The organism is Rhizobium sophoriradicis (assembly GCF_003939025.1).
In the GTDB taxonomy this organism is placed as follows: Bacteria; Pseudomonadota; Alphaproteobacteria; order Rhizobiales; family Rhizobiaceae; genus Rhizobium; species Rhizobium sophoriradicis.
Genome location: NZ_RQIH01000014.1, coordinates 152,056 through 168,432, shown reverse-complemented (window position 1 = coordinate 168,432; position 16,377 = coordinate 152,056). Strand labels below are relative to the sequence as shown.

The 16,377-nt window shown below is 62.9% G+C and carries 18 protein-coding genes; 14 read left to right on the top strand and 4 right to left on the bottom strand.

The genetic code is table 11. The features are described from left to right. The first annotated feature begins 30 nt into the window (after positions 1–30). The 9 genes from EFR00_RS23520 (at position 31) to EFR00_RS23480 (ending at position 7,327) form a co-directional block, all read left to right on the top strand. Complete coding sequence (locus EFR00_RS23520; RefSeq protein WP_077994754.1) at positions 31–1,041, top strand: ligase-associated DNA damage response exonuclease; 1,011 nt, start codon at positions 31–33, stop codon at positions 1,039–1,041. Between the two features lie 201 nt (positions 1,042–1,242). Beyond that, positions 1,243–2,868 carry a cisplatin damage response ATP-dependent DNA ligase gene (locus EFR00_RS23515; RefSeq protein ID WP_077994755.1) on the top strand — a complete coding sequence of 542 codons (1,626 nt, stop codon included), beginning with the start codon at positions 1,243–1,245 and terminating at the stop codon, positions 2,866–2,868. Between the two features lie 119 nt (positions 2,869–2,987). Then, complete coding sequence (locus EFR00_RS23510; protein ID WP_038687631.1) at positions 2,988–3,911, top strand: alpha/beta hydrolase family protein; 924 nt, start codon at positions 2,988–2,990, stop codon at positions 3,909–3,911. 147 nt (positions 3,912–4,058) lie between these two features. Beyond that, positions 4,059–4,865, top strand: a complete 807-nt coding sequence (locus EFR00_RS23505; protein WP_077994756.1) for a L,D-transpeptidase — start codon at positions 4,059–4,061, stop codon at positions 4,863–4,865. Between the two features lie 137 nt (positions 4,866–5,002). Continuing rightward, positions 5,003–5,737 (top strand): L,D-transpeptidase family protein, encoded by a 735-nt coding sequence (locus EFR00_RS23500; protein ID WP_009996687.1) that lies wholly within the window; start codon positions 5,003–5,005, stop codon positions 5,735–5,737. A gap of 238 nt (positions 5,738–5,975) precedes the next feature. Then, on the top strand, positions 5,976–6,185 hold the full coding sequence (locus EFR00_RS23495; protein WP_004676036.1) for a cold-shock protein: 210 nt from the start codon (positions 5,976–5,978) through the stop codon (positions 6,183–6,185). Positions 6,186–6,421: 236 nt separating this feature from the next. After that, complete coding sequence (locus EFR00_RS23490; protein ID WP_039623135.1) at positions 6,422–6,706, top strand: hypothetical protein; 285 nt, start codon at positions 6,422–6,424, stop codon at positions 6,704–6,706. 53 nt (positions 6,707–6,759) lie between these two features. After that, a complete protein-coding gene (gene rpsU / locus EFR00_RS23485) occupies positions 6,760–6,996 on the top strand; it encodes a 30S ribosomal protein S21 (RefSeq protein ID WP_009996690.1) in 237 nt (78 codons plus the stop codon). A 97-nt stretch (positions 6,997–7,093) separates the two neighbouring features. Beyond that, entirely contained in the window at positions 7,094–7,327 is a 234-nt protein-coding gene (locus EFR00_RS23480) for a hypothetical protein (RefSeq protein ID WP_009996691.1), read from the top strand. Between the two features lie 26 nt (positions 7,328–7,353). Here EFR00_RS23480 and EFR00_RS23475 read toward each other — a convergent pair whose 3' ends face one another. Beyond that, complete coding sequence (locus EFR00_RS23475) at positions 7,354–7,842, bottom strand: MarR family winged helix-turn-helix transcriptional regulator (protein WP_077994757.1); 489 nt, start codon at positions 7,840–7,842, stop codon at positions 7,354–7,356. Between the two features lie 236 nt (positions 7,843–8,078). Between EFR00_RS23475 and EFR00_RS23470 the strand changes: the two genes are divergently transcribed. Continuing rightward, positions 8,079–8,501 (top strand): organic hydroperoxide resistance protein, encoded by a 423-nt coding sequence (locus tag EFR00_RS23470; protein WP_009996695.1) that lies wholly within the window; start codon positions 8,079–8,081, stop codon positions 8,499–8,501. 275 nt (positions 8,502–8,776) lie between these two features. On the opposite strand, the gene EFR00_RS23465 is transcribed toward EFR00_RS23470, so the two are convergent. Then, positions 8,777–9,289, bottom strand: a complete 513-nt coding sequence (locus EFR00_RS23465) for a MarR family winged helix-turn-helix transcriptional regulator (protein ID WP_077994853.1) — start codon at positions 9,287–9,289, stop codon at positions 8,777–8,779. Between the two features lie 89 nt (positions 9,290–9,378). Here EFR00_RS23465 and EFR00_RS23460 point away from each other — a divergent pair, with 89 nt between their 5' ends. From EFR00_RS23460 to EFR00_RS23450, 3 genes are all read left to right on the top strand, one after another. Beyond that, complete coding sequence (locus EFR00_RS23460) at positions 9,379–10,107, top strand: DUF899 domain-containing protein (RefSeq protein WP_077994758.1); 729 nt, start codon at positions 9,379–9,381, stop codon at positions 10,105–10,107. Positions 10,108–10,198: 91 nt separating this feature from the next. Then, on the top strand, positions 10,199–10,666 hold the full coding sequence (locus EFR00_RS23455) for a DUF1579 domain-containing protein (protein ID WP_009985829.1): 468 nt from the start codon (positions 10,199–10,201) through the stop codon (positions 10,664–10,666). Positions 10,667–10,716: 50 nt separating this feature from the next. Continuing rightward, complete coding sequence (locus EFR00_RS23450) at positions 10,717–11,496, top strand: VOC family protein (protein WP_077994759.1); 780 nt, start codon at positions 10,717–10,719, stop codon at positions 11,494–11,496. 192 nt (positions 11,497–11,688) lie between these two features. Here the strand turns inward: EFR00_RS23450 and EFR00_RS23445 are convergent, their stop codons facing one another. Further along, positions 11,689–13,215 carry an ABC-F family ATP-binding cassette domain-containing protein gene (locus tag EFR00_RS23445; protein ID WP_077994760.1) on the bottom strand — a complete coding sequence of 509 codons (1,527 nt, stop codon included), beginning with the start codon at positions 13,213–13,215 and terminating at the stop codon, positions 11,689–11,691. A 560-nt stretch (positions 13,216–13,775) separates the two neighbouring features. Between EFR00_RS23445 and EFR00_RS33135 the strand changes: the two genes are divergently transcribed. Continuing rightward, positions 13,776–14,042, top strand: coding sequence for a hypothetical protein (locus EFR00_RS33135; protein WP_164519009.1), 267 nt, complete (start codon positions 13,776–13,778; stop codon positions 14,040–14,042). 699 nt (positions 14,043–14,741) lie between these two features. Here EFR00_RS33135 and EFR00_RS23435 read toward each other — a convergent pair. Then, positions 14,742–16,337, bottom strand: coding sequence for an ABC-F family ATP-binding cassette domain-containing protein (locus tag EFR00_RS23435; protein WP_077994761.1), 1,596 nt, complete (start codon positions 16,335–16,337; stop codon positions 14,742–14,744). Positions 16,338–16,377 lie beyond the last annotated feature (40 nt).

Sequence of the window (16,377 nt, the reverse complement as noted above, 5' to 3'; positions counted from 1 at the left end):
TCGCGTCCATTTGCCGCTATCTCTTGCTGCATGAGAGCTGACGCCCTGCTTTATCCCGCCCCGGAAGGGCTCTATTGCCCGGAAGGCGGATTTTATGTCGATCCTGTGCGGCCGGTGGAACGGGCGCTCGTCACCCACGGCCATTCCGATCACGCCCGGCCCGGTCACGTGAACGTGCTCGCCACCCGCCAGACGCTCGACATCATGCGTTTGCGCTACGGCGACGGCTTCTGCGCCAGCGAGCAGATTGCCGGTTTCGGCGAGGAACTGCTGATCAACGGCGTCAAGGTGAGCTTTCATCCCGCCGGCCATGTGCTCGGCTCGGCCCAGATCGCCATCGAGAGGAACGGCACCCGCATCGTCGTCTCCGGCGATTACAAGCGACGCCCCGACCCGACCTGTGCGGCCTACGAGCCGGTTGCCTGCGATGTTTTCATCACCGAGGCGACCTTCGGCCTGCCGGTCTTCCACCATCCCGATCCGATGGACGAAACCGGCAAGCTGCTGGCCTCGCTCAGGCAATTTCCGGAGCGCACGCATCTGGTCGGCGCCTATGCGCTGGGCAAGGCCCAGCGCGTCATCCGCCTGCTGCGCGACGCCGGTTATGCCGAGCCGATCTATATTCACGGCGCCATGGAAAAACTCTGCGACTATTATGTCGGCGAGGGCATCGATCTCGGCGAGCTGCTGCCGGCGACCATCGAAAGCCGCGACAGATCCGCCTTCAAGGGCGCCGTCGTCATCGGCCCGTCCTCGGCCTTCGCCGATCGATGGGCGCGCCGCTTCAACGAACCGCTGCCGGCCTTCGCCTCCGGCTGGATGCTGGTGCGCCAGCGCGCCAAACAGCTCGGCGTCGAATTGCCGCTCGTCATCTCCGACCATTGCGACTGGCCGGAGCTGACAGAAACGATCCGTGAGCTGCACCCGGCCGAGGTCTGGGTAACCCACGGCCGCGAGGAGGCGCTGGTGCGCTGGTGCCAATTGCAGGGCATCAAGGCGAAACCGCTGCATCTCGTGGGCTATGAAGACGAGGCGGATTGAGATGAGCGGTGTGGTGGATCAAAACCCCTCCCCAACCCCTCCCCACAAGGGGGAGGGGCTAGATCTGCCGCGCCATCCCACTGCAAAATCACCCCCGGGAACGCTGAAGTCGAAAAAGGGCAGGGCAGCGCCACGAGTTAGTCCCTCCCCCTTGTGGGGAGGGGTTGGGGAGGGGTCTTCTTCCCAAGCCCGGAGGCCCGCATGAAAGCCTTCGCCGACCTCCTCGACCGCCTGGTGCTGACGCCCAGCCGCAACGGCAAACTCAAGCTGCTGACCGACTATTTCCGCGATACGCCCAATCCAGACCGCGGCTATGGCCTGGCCGCCATTGCCGGCACGCTGGAGGTGCGCAACGTCAAGCCGGCCATGCTGCGCGAGCTGGTGCTGGAGCGCATGGACGAGGTGCTGTTCCGCTATTCCTATGATTATGTCGGCGATCTCGCCGAAACCATCTCGCTGGTCTGGGACAATGAGCGGGATATCGACCGCTCGGCCCTTTCCCAGCCGCGCCTCGGCGAGGTCGTCACCCGCATGAACGGGCTCGGGCGCACCGAAGTGCGCGGCTATGTCCGCGACCTGCTCGACCGGCTGGATTCCTCCGGCCGCTTCGCCTTCATCAAACTGGCGACCGGCGCCATGCGCATCGGCGTCTCCGCCCGTCTTGCCAAACAGGCGCTCGCCGACCTCGGCGGCAAGGACGTTACCGAGATCGAAACCCTCTGGCACGGCCTGCAGCCGCCTTACGAGACATTGTTCGCGTGGCTGGCGGGCGGCGGCGAGAAACCGGCGCTGGCGACGCCGGCGATCTTCCACTCCGTCATGCTCGCCAATGCAGTGGAGGAGGGCGATCTTACCGCCCTCGACCCGGCCGACTATGCCGCAGAATGGAAATGGGACGGCATCCGCGTCCAGCTTTCCCGCTCCGGCGACCGGCGCAAGATCTATTCCCGCTCCGGCGACGACATTTCGGGCGCCTTTCCCGACATTCTCGAGGCGATCGATTTTTCCGGCGTTGTCGACGGCGAGCTCTTGGTCGGCGGCACCGCCCGCTCCAACAGCCCGACCCGCACATTCTCCGACCTGCAGCAGCGGTTGAACCGTAAGACGGTGACGGCGAGGATGCTCGACGACTACCCCGCCTTCATCCGCGCCTATGACCTGCTGTTTGACGGCGAGGAGGACATTCGCGGCCACACCTATGTGGATCGCCGCGATCGCCTGGCTGAGATCATCGATCGCGCCCCCCATGATCGTTTCGATCTGTCGCCGCTCGTGCCTTTCTCATCCTGGGAAGAGCTCGACGCTTTGCGCGCCGCGCCGCCCGATCCCGTCATCGAAGGCGTGATGATCAAGCGCCGCGACAGCATCTACCAGGCCGGCCGCATGAAGGGTCCCTGGTTCAAGTGGAAGCGCAATCCCTATAACGTCGATGCGGTGCTGATGTATGCCCAGCGCGGCCACGGCAAACGCTCGAGCTACTATTCCGACTTCACCTTCGGCGTCTGGGCCGACGACGAGGACGGCGAGCAGCTGGTGCCGGTGGGAAAGGCCTATTTCGGTTTCACCGATGCCGAACTCGAGCTGCTCGACAAGTTCGTGCGCAACAATACGACGGAGCGGTTCGGCCCGGTGCGGGCCGTGCGGGCCGACCGGGATTTCGGCTTCGTCGTCGAGGTCGCCTTCGAGGGCATCAACCGCTCGACCCGGCACAAATCAGGCGTCGCCATGCGCTTCCCCCGCATCGCCCGCCTTCGTCCCGACAAGCCGCCCTACGAGGCCGACCGGCTGCGCACGCTGATCGCCATGATCGACGCTAAACCCGGCTGAGTCGGGCCGCCTGCGCAACAATGACGCAGGGCGATAATTTCAACAGGATGTGTATTGGCGGCAGCGCGTTTTCCGGTGCACATCTTGTCGGCCGGGGAAATGATTTTGGGTGCCGCGTCATGAGCTCGCATGAACGAAATTCCTTTTTCCGCCAACGCCGTGCCGTGCTGGCGGGTCTAGCCGGAGCGCTGGTGTTGCCGCGCATGGCGGCCGCCTTCGATGTCCCGGAAGAACCACGCCTTGCCAGGCACGACTATGCCGAGGTTCGCCGCCGTTTTCGCACGAAGCTGCTGCAGAAGGGGCCGGCGCCCGACAAATACGAACCGCTGGCCGCGCCTGCCGACGCCGAGAAGATCTTCTACCGTTCCGGCTATGGCGGCGAGCTGGAGCTGGCCGCCTGGGTGTCGAAATACAAGCGCGAGCGCACGGCCAAGCCTGCAGTTCTTTTCCTGCATGGCGGCAATGCCATGGGCATCGGCCACTGGCAGCTGATGAAGCCCTATATGGATGCCGGCTATGTCGTGATGATGCCGTCGCTGCGCGGCGAAAACGGCCAGAGGGGCAATTTCTCAGGATTTTACGACGAGGTCGACGACGTTCTCGCCGCTGCCGAACGCCTGGCGCATTTGCCGGGCGTCGATCCCGGACGCCTGTTTATCGCCGGCCACAGCATCGGCGGCACGCTGACCATGCTGACGGCGATGAGCACCCATAAATTTCGTGCCGCCGCGCCGATATCGGGTAATCCCAATGCCTTCCGCTTCTTCAGCCGCTATCCCCAGGACATCCGCTTCGACGACAGCAACAGGCATGAATTCGAGGTGCGTTCGGCGCTCTGCTACGCCCACAGCTTCAAATGTCCCGTCCGGGTCCTCCATGGCACGGAGGAGGCGCATTTCAACGACCGCGCCGACCTGCTCGCCCGCCGCGCCCGCGCCGCCGGCACCCACATCGAAACCGAAACCGTCGCCGGCAACCACACCTCGGCATTGCCGGCCGAGATCGCCCAGAGCATCCGCTTCTTCCACGGCGTGGCGGCCTGATTTTTCGGCGCGCCCAGGAACCCGCAGCCAGAGGGCGGGTTCAAGTCTTCCTGATTTTTCCTCCCCGACACCAGCCTCGCGCCAGCCGCGGATGCCATCGTCGCGGCAGATATCGCTGTCTCGCCGATCGTTGATAAGGGTGGTTCGATGAATTTTCTGCGCCGGGTCTTCCCGATTGCCGGGCTCGTGATAGTCGCTGCCTCGCTCAGTGGCTGCAACATCCTCATTCCCGATGTCGCCGCCGATTCGCCCGCCCGCTTCGTCCAGGAAACCTCGCCGGTCTTCTATCAGCCGCCCGGCGTCGATCCCGGCCGCGTGCGGCCGATCCCCGATCAGCCGGTGCCGCAGACGCGCGAACTCTACAAGACCCAGTTCCACCAGACCTACGGCCTGCCGGTCACCAATCCAGTGCATGCGGCGATGTATGGCGAGCTGCGCGACGAGGATTTCACGCTGCCGTCAATTCCGGTCAGCCGCGTGCAGCCGCAATTCCTGCGCCAGGAGGTCGATTATCAGACGACCGAACGCCCGGGCACGGTCGTCGTCGACACCAAGGCGCGTTTCCTCTATTTCGTCGAGGGCAATGGCAAGGCGATGCGTTATGGCGTCGGCCTCGGCCGCGACGGTTACGCCTGGTCGGGCCGCGGCGTCATCCAGTGGAAGCAGAAGTGGCCGCGCTGGACGCCGCCGGTCGAAATGGTCTCCCGCCAGCCCGAGGTTCGCGCCTTTTCGGTCGAAAACGGCGGCATGAATCCCGGACTGCAGAACCCGCTCGGCGCCCGCGCCATGTATATTTTCAAAGACGGCCAGGATACGCTCTATCGCATCCACGGCACGCCCGACTGGCAGTCGATCGGCAAGGCCACCTCGTCGGGCTGCGTGCGCATGCTGAACCAGGATGTCGTCGATCTCTACGACCGCCTGCCTGCCAAGGCCGAGATCGTTGTGATGTAGCGCTGCAACAGCGCTCTTCATATCGTCGGCTCCATCAGGAACACGTCTGCGTGAAGCTATGGTTTATTTGGCGCAAGCCGATAGATTTCATGATGTCGTAATGGATTCCCGCATCAACAGGAAATCAGTCCCGCGTCATGAGTTCCGATAGACATCTTTCCCGCCGCAGCTTTCTCTCCCTTTCGGCACTGACCGCCGCCTCCGCGCTCACCGGCTGCGCCTCTTCCGCCAACACCGTAAGATCGGGCGACACGTCGATCATCTACCGCTCGCCGATGCGCCTGTTCCAGTCGCCGGGAGCCTCGAGCGTGCCGAGCGGGCCTGAGCTTGCCGTCATGTACGGCCCAGTCGAGGACGGCGGCTTCCTCATTCCCGCCGTTCCCTACGAAGAGATCGATCCCCGCTACTATCGCCAGCGCGTTCTCGATCCAACCGGTCAGCCGCCCGGCACCATCGTCGTCGACACGCCGTCGCGTTTCCTCTATCTCGTCCAAGCCGATGGCATGGCGATGCGTTACGGCGTCGGCATCGGCCGCGAAGGTTTTGCCTGGCAGGGGTCGGGCGTCATCCAGTGGCGACAGAAATGGCCGCGCTGGAAGCCGCCGAACGAGATGGTCGCCCGCCAGCCGGAACTGGTCAAATATTCGATCGAGAACGGCGGCATGGAGCCCGGGCTGAAGAACCCGCTCGGCGCCCGTGCGCTTTATATCTTCTCGAACGGCGAGGACACGCTCTACCGCCTGCACGGGAACCCCGACTGGCGCTCGATCGGCAAGGCCGTCTCCTCGGGCTGCGTCAGGCTGTTGAACCAGGATATTATCGATCTCTATGATCGCGTTCCGACGAAGGCGCCGATCGTCGTCTGGCAGTGATTCCGACGGGGCGGTCGCCAGCCGGCCGCCTCTGCCTGCTATTCCGGGCGTCGTTGCTCTGCCCGGAAAAGTTTTATTTTCAAAATAGCATTGCTTAATTCGGTAAAAAGCCTACATGGTGCCTATCGAATATTGCTTGTGCTGCGCGATCGCGCTTCGTCAGATCTCCTCTCAGCATCGATATTGCTCGTGGGACAACGTTCCCCGGCTTCACTCCAACGGTTGAAAGGAAATCGTTATGAATTCAGGCGTGGTCAAGTGGTTCAACGGCACCAAGGGTTTTGGCTTCATCCAGCCCGATGATGGTTCCACGGACGTTTTCGTTCACATTTCGGCAGTCGAACGCGCTGGCATGCGCGAGCTCACCGAAGGTCAGAAGGTCCGTTACGACCTCGTTCGCGACAAGCGCTCGGGCAAGAACGCGGCCGACAACCTTCAGGCCGCATGATTTGTCATTCGCCTGCAGCGGCCGCGTCTTTCAGACGAGCTGCAGCTGCTGTAGCATTTTGACTGGCAAGAATGTGCCAGCGAGCTGACCACGGATGTACTGGCAGCGCGCTGATCAACTTGCCGGCGGAAGGGCAGAGTGACGGGAAGAGGTCGGGTCCGCCCGGCCTTTTTGTTTTCACTGTGGCCTTCGATTGGCCAATCGAACAAACAGCCGAAGGGTTGAAGGTGCGCCGAATGGGCAGACCAAACTACAAAATCGGCGACATGATCGTGTTGAAATCCGGCCTTACCCGCACCGCGGAAGCCGAAAAGCGGTGCCGGATCGCCGGCGTCCTTCCCAACGATCATGGACATGTGCAATATCGCGTCCAATTCGACGCGGAGAATTTTGAACGCCGCATCACCGAGGCCGACATTGACACCGGGAAATCGTTGTCCCGGGCCGCCCCAGAGGTGGTGGCCAAAGCCGGCGGCGCCGAACCCTGGTTGAAGCTTTCGAGCATCAGGATCGGGAAGTAAAGCCGCTTTCACTATGGACCGTGCGGCCTTGCCGCCGAAGAAAGGATATCACTTTGCAGGTACTCGTCAGGGATAACAACGTCGATCAGGCACTGCGCGTGCTGAAGAAAAAGATGCAGCGGGAAGGCCTGTTCCGGGAAATGAAAGCTCGCAGCGCCTTCGAGAAGCCCTCCGAGAAACGCGCCCGTGAAAAGGCCGAGGCCATTCGCCGCCAGCGCAAGCTTGCCCGCAAGAAGATGCAGCGTGAAGGCCTGCTGCCGGCACCGAAAAAGGTTCTTCGCGCCCGCTAACCCGGCCGCGGGATCGCGGCCAACGTGAACAACGGCCCGGCCGCGGGATCGCGGCCCGGCCGTGGCTCAAAATCGCCAGCACCTGAGAAAGGGGCATATGACCGCCACCAAGGAAGAATTCTTCAATCCCGCCAAGCTGTCGCCCCGCGACAAGGCGGAAGCGACCGATCAGACGGCGCGCGCCATCATCGCGGCCGAAGCCTCGGCCCGCGACAAGAAGACGGAAAAGCTGAAGGCGTTGCGCCTGCAGCAGGCGGCCGAAGCCGGAGCGGAAGCGGCGCCGGCAAAGAAGCGCCGGTCACCGGCCAAATCCGCTCAGCGGCGGCCGTAATTCGGCGAAAGGCCCGACAGGAGGCTTCAGCCGCCGGCGGCGCCGGCCCGGCCGAGATTGCCGCGCAGCCGATGCAGCATGTCGCGCATCTGCCCCAGCTCCTCCAGCGTGCAGCCGGCAGCTTGCCCGATCGCCGTCATGATCGTATCGACCTCTCCCTTCATCGCCTGGCCCTTCGGCGTCAGTGACACGATCACCTGCCGCTCGTCGCGCAGGTCGCGGATGCGCTTGATCAGCCCGCCCTGTTCCAGTCGCTTCAACAGCGGCGACAGCGTGCCGGAATCGAGATCCAGCTGCTCGCCGATGGTCTTCACCGGCAGCTCGCTGCGCTCCCACAGCACCAGCATCACCAGATATTGCGGATAGGTGAGGCCGACCCTGTCGAGGATCGGCTTGTAGGCACGGGTGAAGGCATGCGCCGTCGCGTAGACCGCGAAGCACAGCTGCTTTTCCAGCCGCTTCTCCTCTTCCGGTATCTCCATCGTCTTTGCCGTTTGCGCTTTCATCTCCACCACCCCCGAGCATGATGCCGAAAAGTGTGAGCGGTTTTCTCATGACATCACGCTCTCACTTTAACGTAGAGCAGGATTCAGATTTTGGGCCGGACCAGCCTAAAATCGTCCTGCCCTAAGGCTGCGATTGTCTTCCTTTCGACGCCGAAATGCAATTTGCAAAATTCACTTGCGTACAAGTTAATTGTGCGATATTAAAAATCCAACCCCGATCGAAGGACCAACCAAAGGAGATTGTCATGCCTATTCTCTATACGACCCAAGCCTCTGCCACCGGCGGCCGCGCCGGCCGCGCCGTTTCCGATAACGGCGTCTTGGACGTGACGCTGACCGTTCCCAAGGAACTCGGCGGCGACGGCGCGACCGGCACCAATCCCGAGCAGCTTTTCGCCGCCGGATATTCCGCCTGCTTCCTCGGTGCCCTGAAATTTGTCGCGGGCCAGCAGAAGGTCAAGATTTCCGAGGAAACGACGGTTTCCGCCAAGGTCGGCATCGGCCCGCGCGAAGACGGCACCGGCTTCGGCATCGAAGTGGCCCTGACCGTCAATATTCCCGGCCTCGACCGCGAAACAGCCGAAAAGCTCGCCGCCGCAGCCCATATCGTCTGCCCCTACAGCCACGCCATGCGCACCTCGACCGAGGTTCCGGTCACGGTTGCCTGATCCAGGCGCGTTCAGCAAAACTGACGGGATGGCCTTCGGCTTCGGTCGGGGCCGCTGCTTGTCTTGATGCTGACGTGAACGCAGCGATCATCGCATGGGTCCTCGGGTCAAGCCCGAGGACGACGGAGCAAGGGGAGGCCTCTCGCCTCCAGCCAATACCTACCCCCAACCTCCGTCGTGCTCGGGCTCGACCCGAGCACCCACGCGCGCCGACTCCGGTTGCATGGCGTGAACGACGCGATTTCTCGTGGATCGAAGGCGAGGTTCGGCTCGCTCTACCCGGCCGTTGTCCGTTCGTTTTTGCGGGACTGGCGAGCGGCCGGCTTCGGCGCCTCACCACTCCCTGACACCGCCAGCAACTCCTGCCGCAGCCGCGCGGAGCCGCCGTCCGGCAATCTGCCGTCAAGCATCGCATGCGTCTCTTTCCAGATCGGCAGCGCGTTTGCCAGCGCCGCCTTGCCTTCGCCGGTGAGCGCAAGCAGCCGGCCGCGCCTGTCCCTCGGATTTTCCATCACCATCACCCAGCCCTTGCGCTGCAGCGGCTTCAAGGCCGCCGTCAGCGTCGTCTGGTCCATGGCGAGCAGGGCTGCGACCGGCCCCATTGGCGGCGGCTCCGGCCGGTTCAGCGACATCATCAGCGAAAACTGCCCGTTGGTCAGCCCGGTGGGCCGCAGCGCGTCGTCGAACAGCCGGGCGAGCGCGCGCGCCGCTCGCTGTGCATGCAGGCAGAGGCAGGTGTCGCGCACCAGAAGCGTTGTAGAGAAAGGAATTTCAACCGAATTTGACATGGCCATTTTATATTGATTTCAATCTATTTAGTCAAGGAGAAGGAGATGTTGCCGGCTTCACCGGCAAGCGCCGGAGGAGGGCGCATCCGATGCAGAACGAAGTTGTTTCCCGCGAGCAATGGCTCGCGGCCCGTCGCGCCCTGCTCTTGAAGGAAAAGGAGGCGACGAGGCTGCGTGACAGCGTCAACGCCGCCCGCCTGGCGCTGCCCTGGGTGAGGGTCGACAAGGACTATGCCTTCGATACGCCAGAGGGAAAGAGGTCGCTCGCCGATCTCTTCGACGGTCGCAGCCAGCTACTGATCTATCATTTCATGCTTGGTCCGGACTGGGAGGCCGGCTGCCCCGGCTGCTCCTTCCTCGCCGATCATGTCGACGGCGCCCTGCCGCATCTCAACCATCACGACGTCACCTGGGTCGCCGTCTCGCGCGCGCCGCTTGAAAAGATCGCCGCCTACAAAAGGCGGATGGGCTGGAAATTTCCCTGGGTCTCATCCTTCGGCAGCGATTTCAATTTCGATTATCACGTTTCTTTCAGCCCGGAGGACCTTGCCAAAGACAAGGTCTTCTACAATTTCACTGCTATCGAGCCGGCTGAGGCCCATGACGAACTGCCGGGCCTCAGCGCCTTCTACCGCAACGACAAGGGCGAGGTCTTCCATACCTATTCGAGTTATGCCCGCGGGCCGGAGGAACTGATCGGCACCCTGATGATCCTCGACCGCGCGCCGAAGGGCCGCAACGAGCAGGGCACGATGAATTTCGTGCGCCGCCATGACGAATATGAGGATGCTCAAACGGCGCCATCCTGCTGTCACTGAGCAGGCACATGATGCCGAAATCCGTGGGGCGGTTTCCGGACGACGCCATGCTCTAAGAACAGGCGTCGCCATCACCTGAAGGGAGAAGAGGATGATGAAGACGGCTGAAGTGCTGAAGGAACATTCCTTCCTGGAAAGACTGGTCGGCGAGTGGAGCGTCACCGCACCCGAGATGGGCGGCGGCGACGACTGGACGGAGACCGTCCGCTCGCTGCACGGCATCTGGTTCGTCGCCGAAGGGCACGGCCGCATGCCCGACGGCAAGCAGGCCACTACGATCCTGACGCTCGGCTACAACGCCGACAAAGGCAAGTATGTCGGCAGCTGGATCGGCTCGATGATGGACTACATGTGGGTCTATGAAGGCGAGGTCGATGCCTCCGGCAACGTGCTCGACCTCTATACGACAGGACCCGACTTCAATGGCGAGGGCCTGGCCGATTACCGCGAGCAGATCACCTTCATCAACGCCGATCACCGCACCTTCACCTCCAGCGCCAGGCAGGCCGACGGCTCCTGGAAGCAGTTCATGGAAGTCCATTACACCCGCAAGATCTGAAAATCACGGCGCCGCAAGCATCGCAGAGGCGTCAGAAAAGGGAGAGTTCTATGTCCAAGACGCATGGAAAGTTCATCTGGTGCGAGCTGATGACCCCCGACACGTCAGCCGCCGCGAAATTCTACAGTTCCGTCGTCGGCTGGACCACCTCCGAGATGAAGGTCGAGGGCATGCCGACCTATACGATCTTCGAGGCGAACGGCATCGGCGTTGCCGGCCTGATGGAGTTTCCGGCCGAACTCGAAGGCACGGGTATTCCGCCGAATTGGACGGGTTATGTCGGCGTCGACGATGTCGATCAGTCGGCAAAGGATTTCGCCGCCAATGGCGGCGCGGTGCGCCGTCCGCCGGAAGACATCCCGAGCGTCGGCCGCTTCGCCGTCGTCGCCGATCCGCATGGCGCGGTGCTCTGCATCATGACGCCGGCGCCGATGGACAAATCCCCGCCGGAACTGGCCTTCGACGCGCCCGGCAATATCGGCTGGCGCGAACTCTATGCCGGAAATGGCGAAGAGGCACTGGCCTTCTATTCCAAGCAGTTCGGCTGGACCAAGGACAGCGAAATGGACATGGGCCCGATGGGCGTCTACTACATCTTCGCCCATAACGGCCGGCAGACCGGCGGCATGATGACCAAGCCCGACAACATGCCGATGACCTTCTGGTGCTACTATTTCATCGTGCCCGCCCTCGATGCCGCGATCGAACGCGTCACCTCGGGCGGCGGCAAGGTCGTCAACGGACCGATGGAGGTCCCGGGCGGCAGCTGGATCATCCAGGCCACCGACCCGCAGGGCGCCTTCTTCTGCCTGGTGGCGCCGAAGCGGTAGGTTTGGGCTGCGTTTGGGGTCGTGCCCCCGGCCCCCTCATCCGCCTGCCGGCACCTTCTCCCCGCTGGGGAGAAGGGGTGTCGCGGCTTTTCCTCTCCGCCTACGAGCCACCCTGCGACCTAACAGCGAGTCTCTTCTCCCCAGCGGGGAGAAGGTGCCGGCAGGCGGATGAGGGGGCGGCACGGTACACGCTCAACCGCCACTCGCCACCGAAGCAAAAAACCCTTCCGGGCTCTCCACTTCCACCAGCCGCTTCTTCTCGATCAGCCAGAAGCGGTTGCCCACCGCCCGCACGAAACTGCGGTCGTGCGATACCAGCAGGCAGCTCGCCTCATGCGCCATCAGCTCGCTTTCGAGCGCTTCCTGTCCCTCGATGTCGAGGTGATTGGTGGGCTCGTCGAGCAGATAGAAGTTCGGTTCCGTCAACCGCAGCACCAACATGCCGAGCCGTGCCTTCTGGCCGCCGGAGAGCTGGCCGATCGGTTTTGTCTGCATGTCGATCGTCATGCCGGCGCCGGCCAGCAGGGCGCGCGCCCTGTGGTCGCCGACATCGAAGCGGCGGATGATCGTGCCGATCGGCGTATCGCCGTCGGCAAGATCGGCAAGCGCCTGGTCGCCATAGCCGAGAACGAGCGACGGCGTCGCCTTGATCCCGCTTGGCGCCGTCTCCGGCCTTTCGATCGCCTGTCTCAGCATCGAGACCAGCCGCGACTTGCCGGCGCCGTTGAGGCCGAGGAGCACGATGCGGTCATCCTGGCAGATGAATTGCCGGCCGGTCCTGAAGAGCAGCGTTCCATCCGGCGTCGTCACCGCTGCATCCTCCAGCGTCACCAGCACCTTGGCATGCGTGCCGCGGTTGGCAAGCCGGATGGCGCCGGCCGAGCGCTCCAGGTGCGCCGGTTTTGCCGCATCCTCCAGCTTCTCCGCCCGCTGTTTCAGCTGCTTCGTCTTGACGACGAGCAGGTCGCTGCCGGAATTGATGCCGATATTGTTGAGCTTGGCGGCCTGCTTGCGCAGCTGTTCCACCGTCTTCATATCGCGCTCGTAGCGCCGCGCTTCGGCGGCATCGGCCTCGTCGAGGGCGGCGCGCGCCCTGGAATAGGGAAGCGCAAAGACCGGCGATTGCTCCGGCCGCAGGAACAGCGTCCGGTTGGTCGTCGCATCGAGAAAGGCGCGGTCATGGCTGGACAGGATCACCGGCACGTCGCGCGGCAGAGCATTCAGCCAGCCCTCCAGCTGCGCGATCTTTTCGAGATCGAGATGGTTGGTCGGCTCGTCGAGCAGCAGCACGTCGGGTTCGCTCACCCAGGCGCGGGCCAGCATCGCAAGCCGCTGCCAGCCGCCGCTCAACTGCTTCAGTGGCCGGCCGCGCATGGCCTCCGGCACCTCCAGCGATTCCAGCACGATGTCGACGCGCCAGCTCTCGCTTTCGGCCTGATCGGCCGGCAGAGCCTGCAGCACCGCATCCTGGAATGGCGTGTCGAAGAGGGCGGCCGGCACATTCTGCGACACATGGCCGACGGTCAGCCCGCGCGCTCTGGTGATTTCGCCCTCGCTCGGTTCGAGCGCGCCGGTAAGGCAGGCGAGCAGCGTCGATTTCCCCCGCCCATTGGCGGCGACGAGACCGATGCGGTCGCCGGCATTGACGACGAGGTTGAGCTTGGAAAATAGCGGATTGCCCAGCGTCACGCCGAGATTGCGGATATTGATAAGGGTCATGATCGTTCTCTGGTCTTGACCGGGAGCGCGGCATCCGGGGCATCAGCCATCACGGAATTGCGCCTTTCACCGGGACGTTACAGAAATGCGCGCGCAGCTTGGAGACGGCGCCGCATTGGCCACGAAGGGCAGACCAGGAAGAGATGTCGGGAACGGTCTCTGGTCAGCCCTGCAAACGCATTTGCAGGGCGTCGACGGGACCACGCTGGCGATTAAACCGGAAATAATACTGCATGGCGTGATCCTCCTTTCTCGAAAGGGTTGCAGAATGGAAATACCATTGCCAACAAAATGAGGCAAGGGAGGCCGCGTCCGAGGAGTGCAGGAAGCAATATTGTGGCATGCTTCGAGGCTACGCCCCGTGGGCTTCGCACCTCAGCATGGGGGAGGTTGGAGGGGGCCGCGCTCTCACAGCCTGTTTGGGAATGAAAGGTGCCGGTGGTGGAGGGCGCTGCTGCTCTCCCCACCGCGTTATGCCGATGTTTTGCAGAAACATCTCGTCCTGGCTGACGACGATGAGCGCCCCGTCATTCGACCGCTGATATCGAGTCGATGTCGAGATGGTCGGTCGACTCGTCGAGAATCAGGAGCGCCATCGTTATCAGAAGCATCGCAATGGCTCACCATATCTGCACCAGCATTGCGCCCTTCAGAAGTCATTGGCGGCAAAGGTTACTTATTGCTACAACCTTTTGCTGCAGGTCCGCGAGGTCTTTGGCAGCCAGTTCAGTGCCCAATTGTTTGTACGTCGTGGCGTCAGCCATCTTCTCGGTCATGCAGGAGCAATAGGTTTGGATTTGCTGCTGGGTAATAGCTTGGTTGAGTGAGGCCTGCTTCTGAACGCACGCAAATTGGGCGTCAGCTATGAATGATTGTCGAGCTTCGCCACCAATTGCTTCGTCGCGAGAGAACACAAACTCTCCGTAGGTAAAAGGCCGACGAAAATTGTGACAAAGAGCGCCGCGAAGGTGATTGCCCCCGAATGGCACTTGCGTTCGGCTTAGCTTGTCCCCTTTTGAAAAGATTTCGTATGGCTGCAATCACAACAAATAGTAGTGGTGCGGCGAGAGCCTGTCCACCTAAAGCGCTAATCGTTTCCGCACTCCGAGTGTGGGCGTAGTTTGCGAGTACAAAGCCTCGACCGTTCGCGACCTGAAGTAACAAAATGACAGCGCTAACGCCATGCCAATATTGGCGCTTCTCCAAAGGCTCCACTTTTGGGCTGCGCGATGCCCGATCGCCTCTTCCATAGTCATGACCCTTCCCCCCCAAGCCGCCGCGGTGGCTATCAATAGGTTGAATGCGTTATGTATTGCAAGTATGGCATCGCTCTCGAATAGGCGACATGAAGCCTTTTCCGGCGAAACGGGCTAGTGGAGCAATCGAGATTGAGGATGCAGGAAGCAATGCTGCGGCGTGCTTCGAGGCTACGCCCTCTCGGGCCTCGGTTGGGGGAGGCCGCGCTCTTATAGGCGGGCAGGGAATGGGAGGTGCCGGTGGTGGAGGGCGCTGCTGCTCTCCTGAAATCAGCCGCCCGCATCGCCGCCGCACAATTCAAGCCGCCGCGTTATGCCGATGTTCTCGAGAAACGTTGCGTCATGGCTGACGACGAGCAGCGCCCCGTCATAGGCGCTGAGACCCGCCTCGACCGCTGCTATCGAGTCGATGTCCAGGTGGTTGGTCGGCTCGTCGAGGATCAGCAGCGGCGGCGGCGCGGCGCCGAGCGTGCAGGCAAGGCCGGCGCGCAGCAATTGGCCGCCGCTGAGGGTCGAAACCCTCTGCAATGCAGCATCGGCCCGGAACATGAAGCGGGCAAGCGCGGCCCGGCAGGTGTTTTCATCGGCTTGCGGATTGATCCGGCGGAAATTGTCACGAATCGAAGCCGACGGATCGAGCAGGCTGACCTTCTGGTCGAGCATCGCGAAACCGGTCATCACCGCGACCGTGCCGGCCCAGGCTTCCAGCTCGCCGGTGATCAGCGCGAGCAGCGTCGTCTTGCCCGAGCCGTTCGGCCCGGTGATGGCGATGCGTTCCGGCCCCGTCACGTCGAAGGAGAGATTGTCGATGACGGGATCGTCCGGCCGGTAACCTGCCGTCACGCCGTCGATCTTCAGCACGATCTTGCTGGCCGGCAGCCCGGTCGTCGGCAAGCTCACCGACAGAGGCTGCAGGATCTCGATCTTCTCGCGCGCCGCCCTTGCCTCTTCAAAGGCCTGGGTGCGCCGTCGTTCGGCAAGGCGCGTATTGTCGCCGCCGGTGGTTTCGCTCCGCTCCTTCATGCCGCCGAGCATGATGCGCGGAATGCCGCCCTTGGCTGCCATCTTCCGCCCGGCGCTGTCCCTGCGTGCCTGACGCTCGACATTCGCCTGCGCCTTCCTGGCAACCTCCGCCATGCGCCCTTCGGCTTCGGCAAGATCATGTCGCGCGGCGGCAAGCTCGAGGGCCTTGCGCTCTCGGTAATGGCTCCAGTTGCCGCCGTAGCGCGTCGCGCCGAGCGAGGTCAGTTCGACGATTTGGTCGACGCTTTCGAGCAATTCCCGGTCATGGCTGACGATGACCGCGCCGGCCCGCCAGCTTGAAATCAGCGCGATCACCGCTGCGCGGCCTTCGCGGTCGAGATTGTTTGTGGGTTCGTCGAGCAGCAGGAAATCCGGCTCGCTGAAGATGAGCGCGGCAAGCGCGGCGCGTGTGCGCTGCCCGCCGGAAAGTGCGGCAAGCGGCGTCTGCGGCTCCGCGTCGAGCCCCGTCCGGTTGAGCGCGGCTGCGATCCGCGCCGGAAGCGTCCAGTCCGCCGAGGTCAGCTCGTCGGCCGTTGCCTCGCCGGCTTCGGCACGACGAAGAAGCTCGAGCGCCCCTGTCACGCCGAAGAGATTGGCGATGGTTTCATCGGCTGCGACCTGAACGCTTTGACGCAGCACCCCGAGGCTGCCGTTGACCGATATCGACCCGGAATTCGGCTGGACATCGCCGGAGACGAGTTTCAGCAGCGTCGTCTTGCCGACGCCGTTGCGTCCGACAAGACCGCTGCGGTCCCTGCCGAAACTGAGATCGAGATCGGAAAAAAGCGACCGCCCGTCAGGCGTGGCCCACGAAATTTGGGAGAGAGTGATGGATGCAGGCATGGATATGGACTTCCCCGTTGGCAAGGCGAACTGGCGTTGC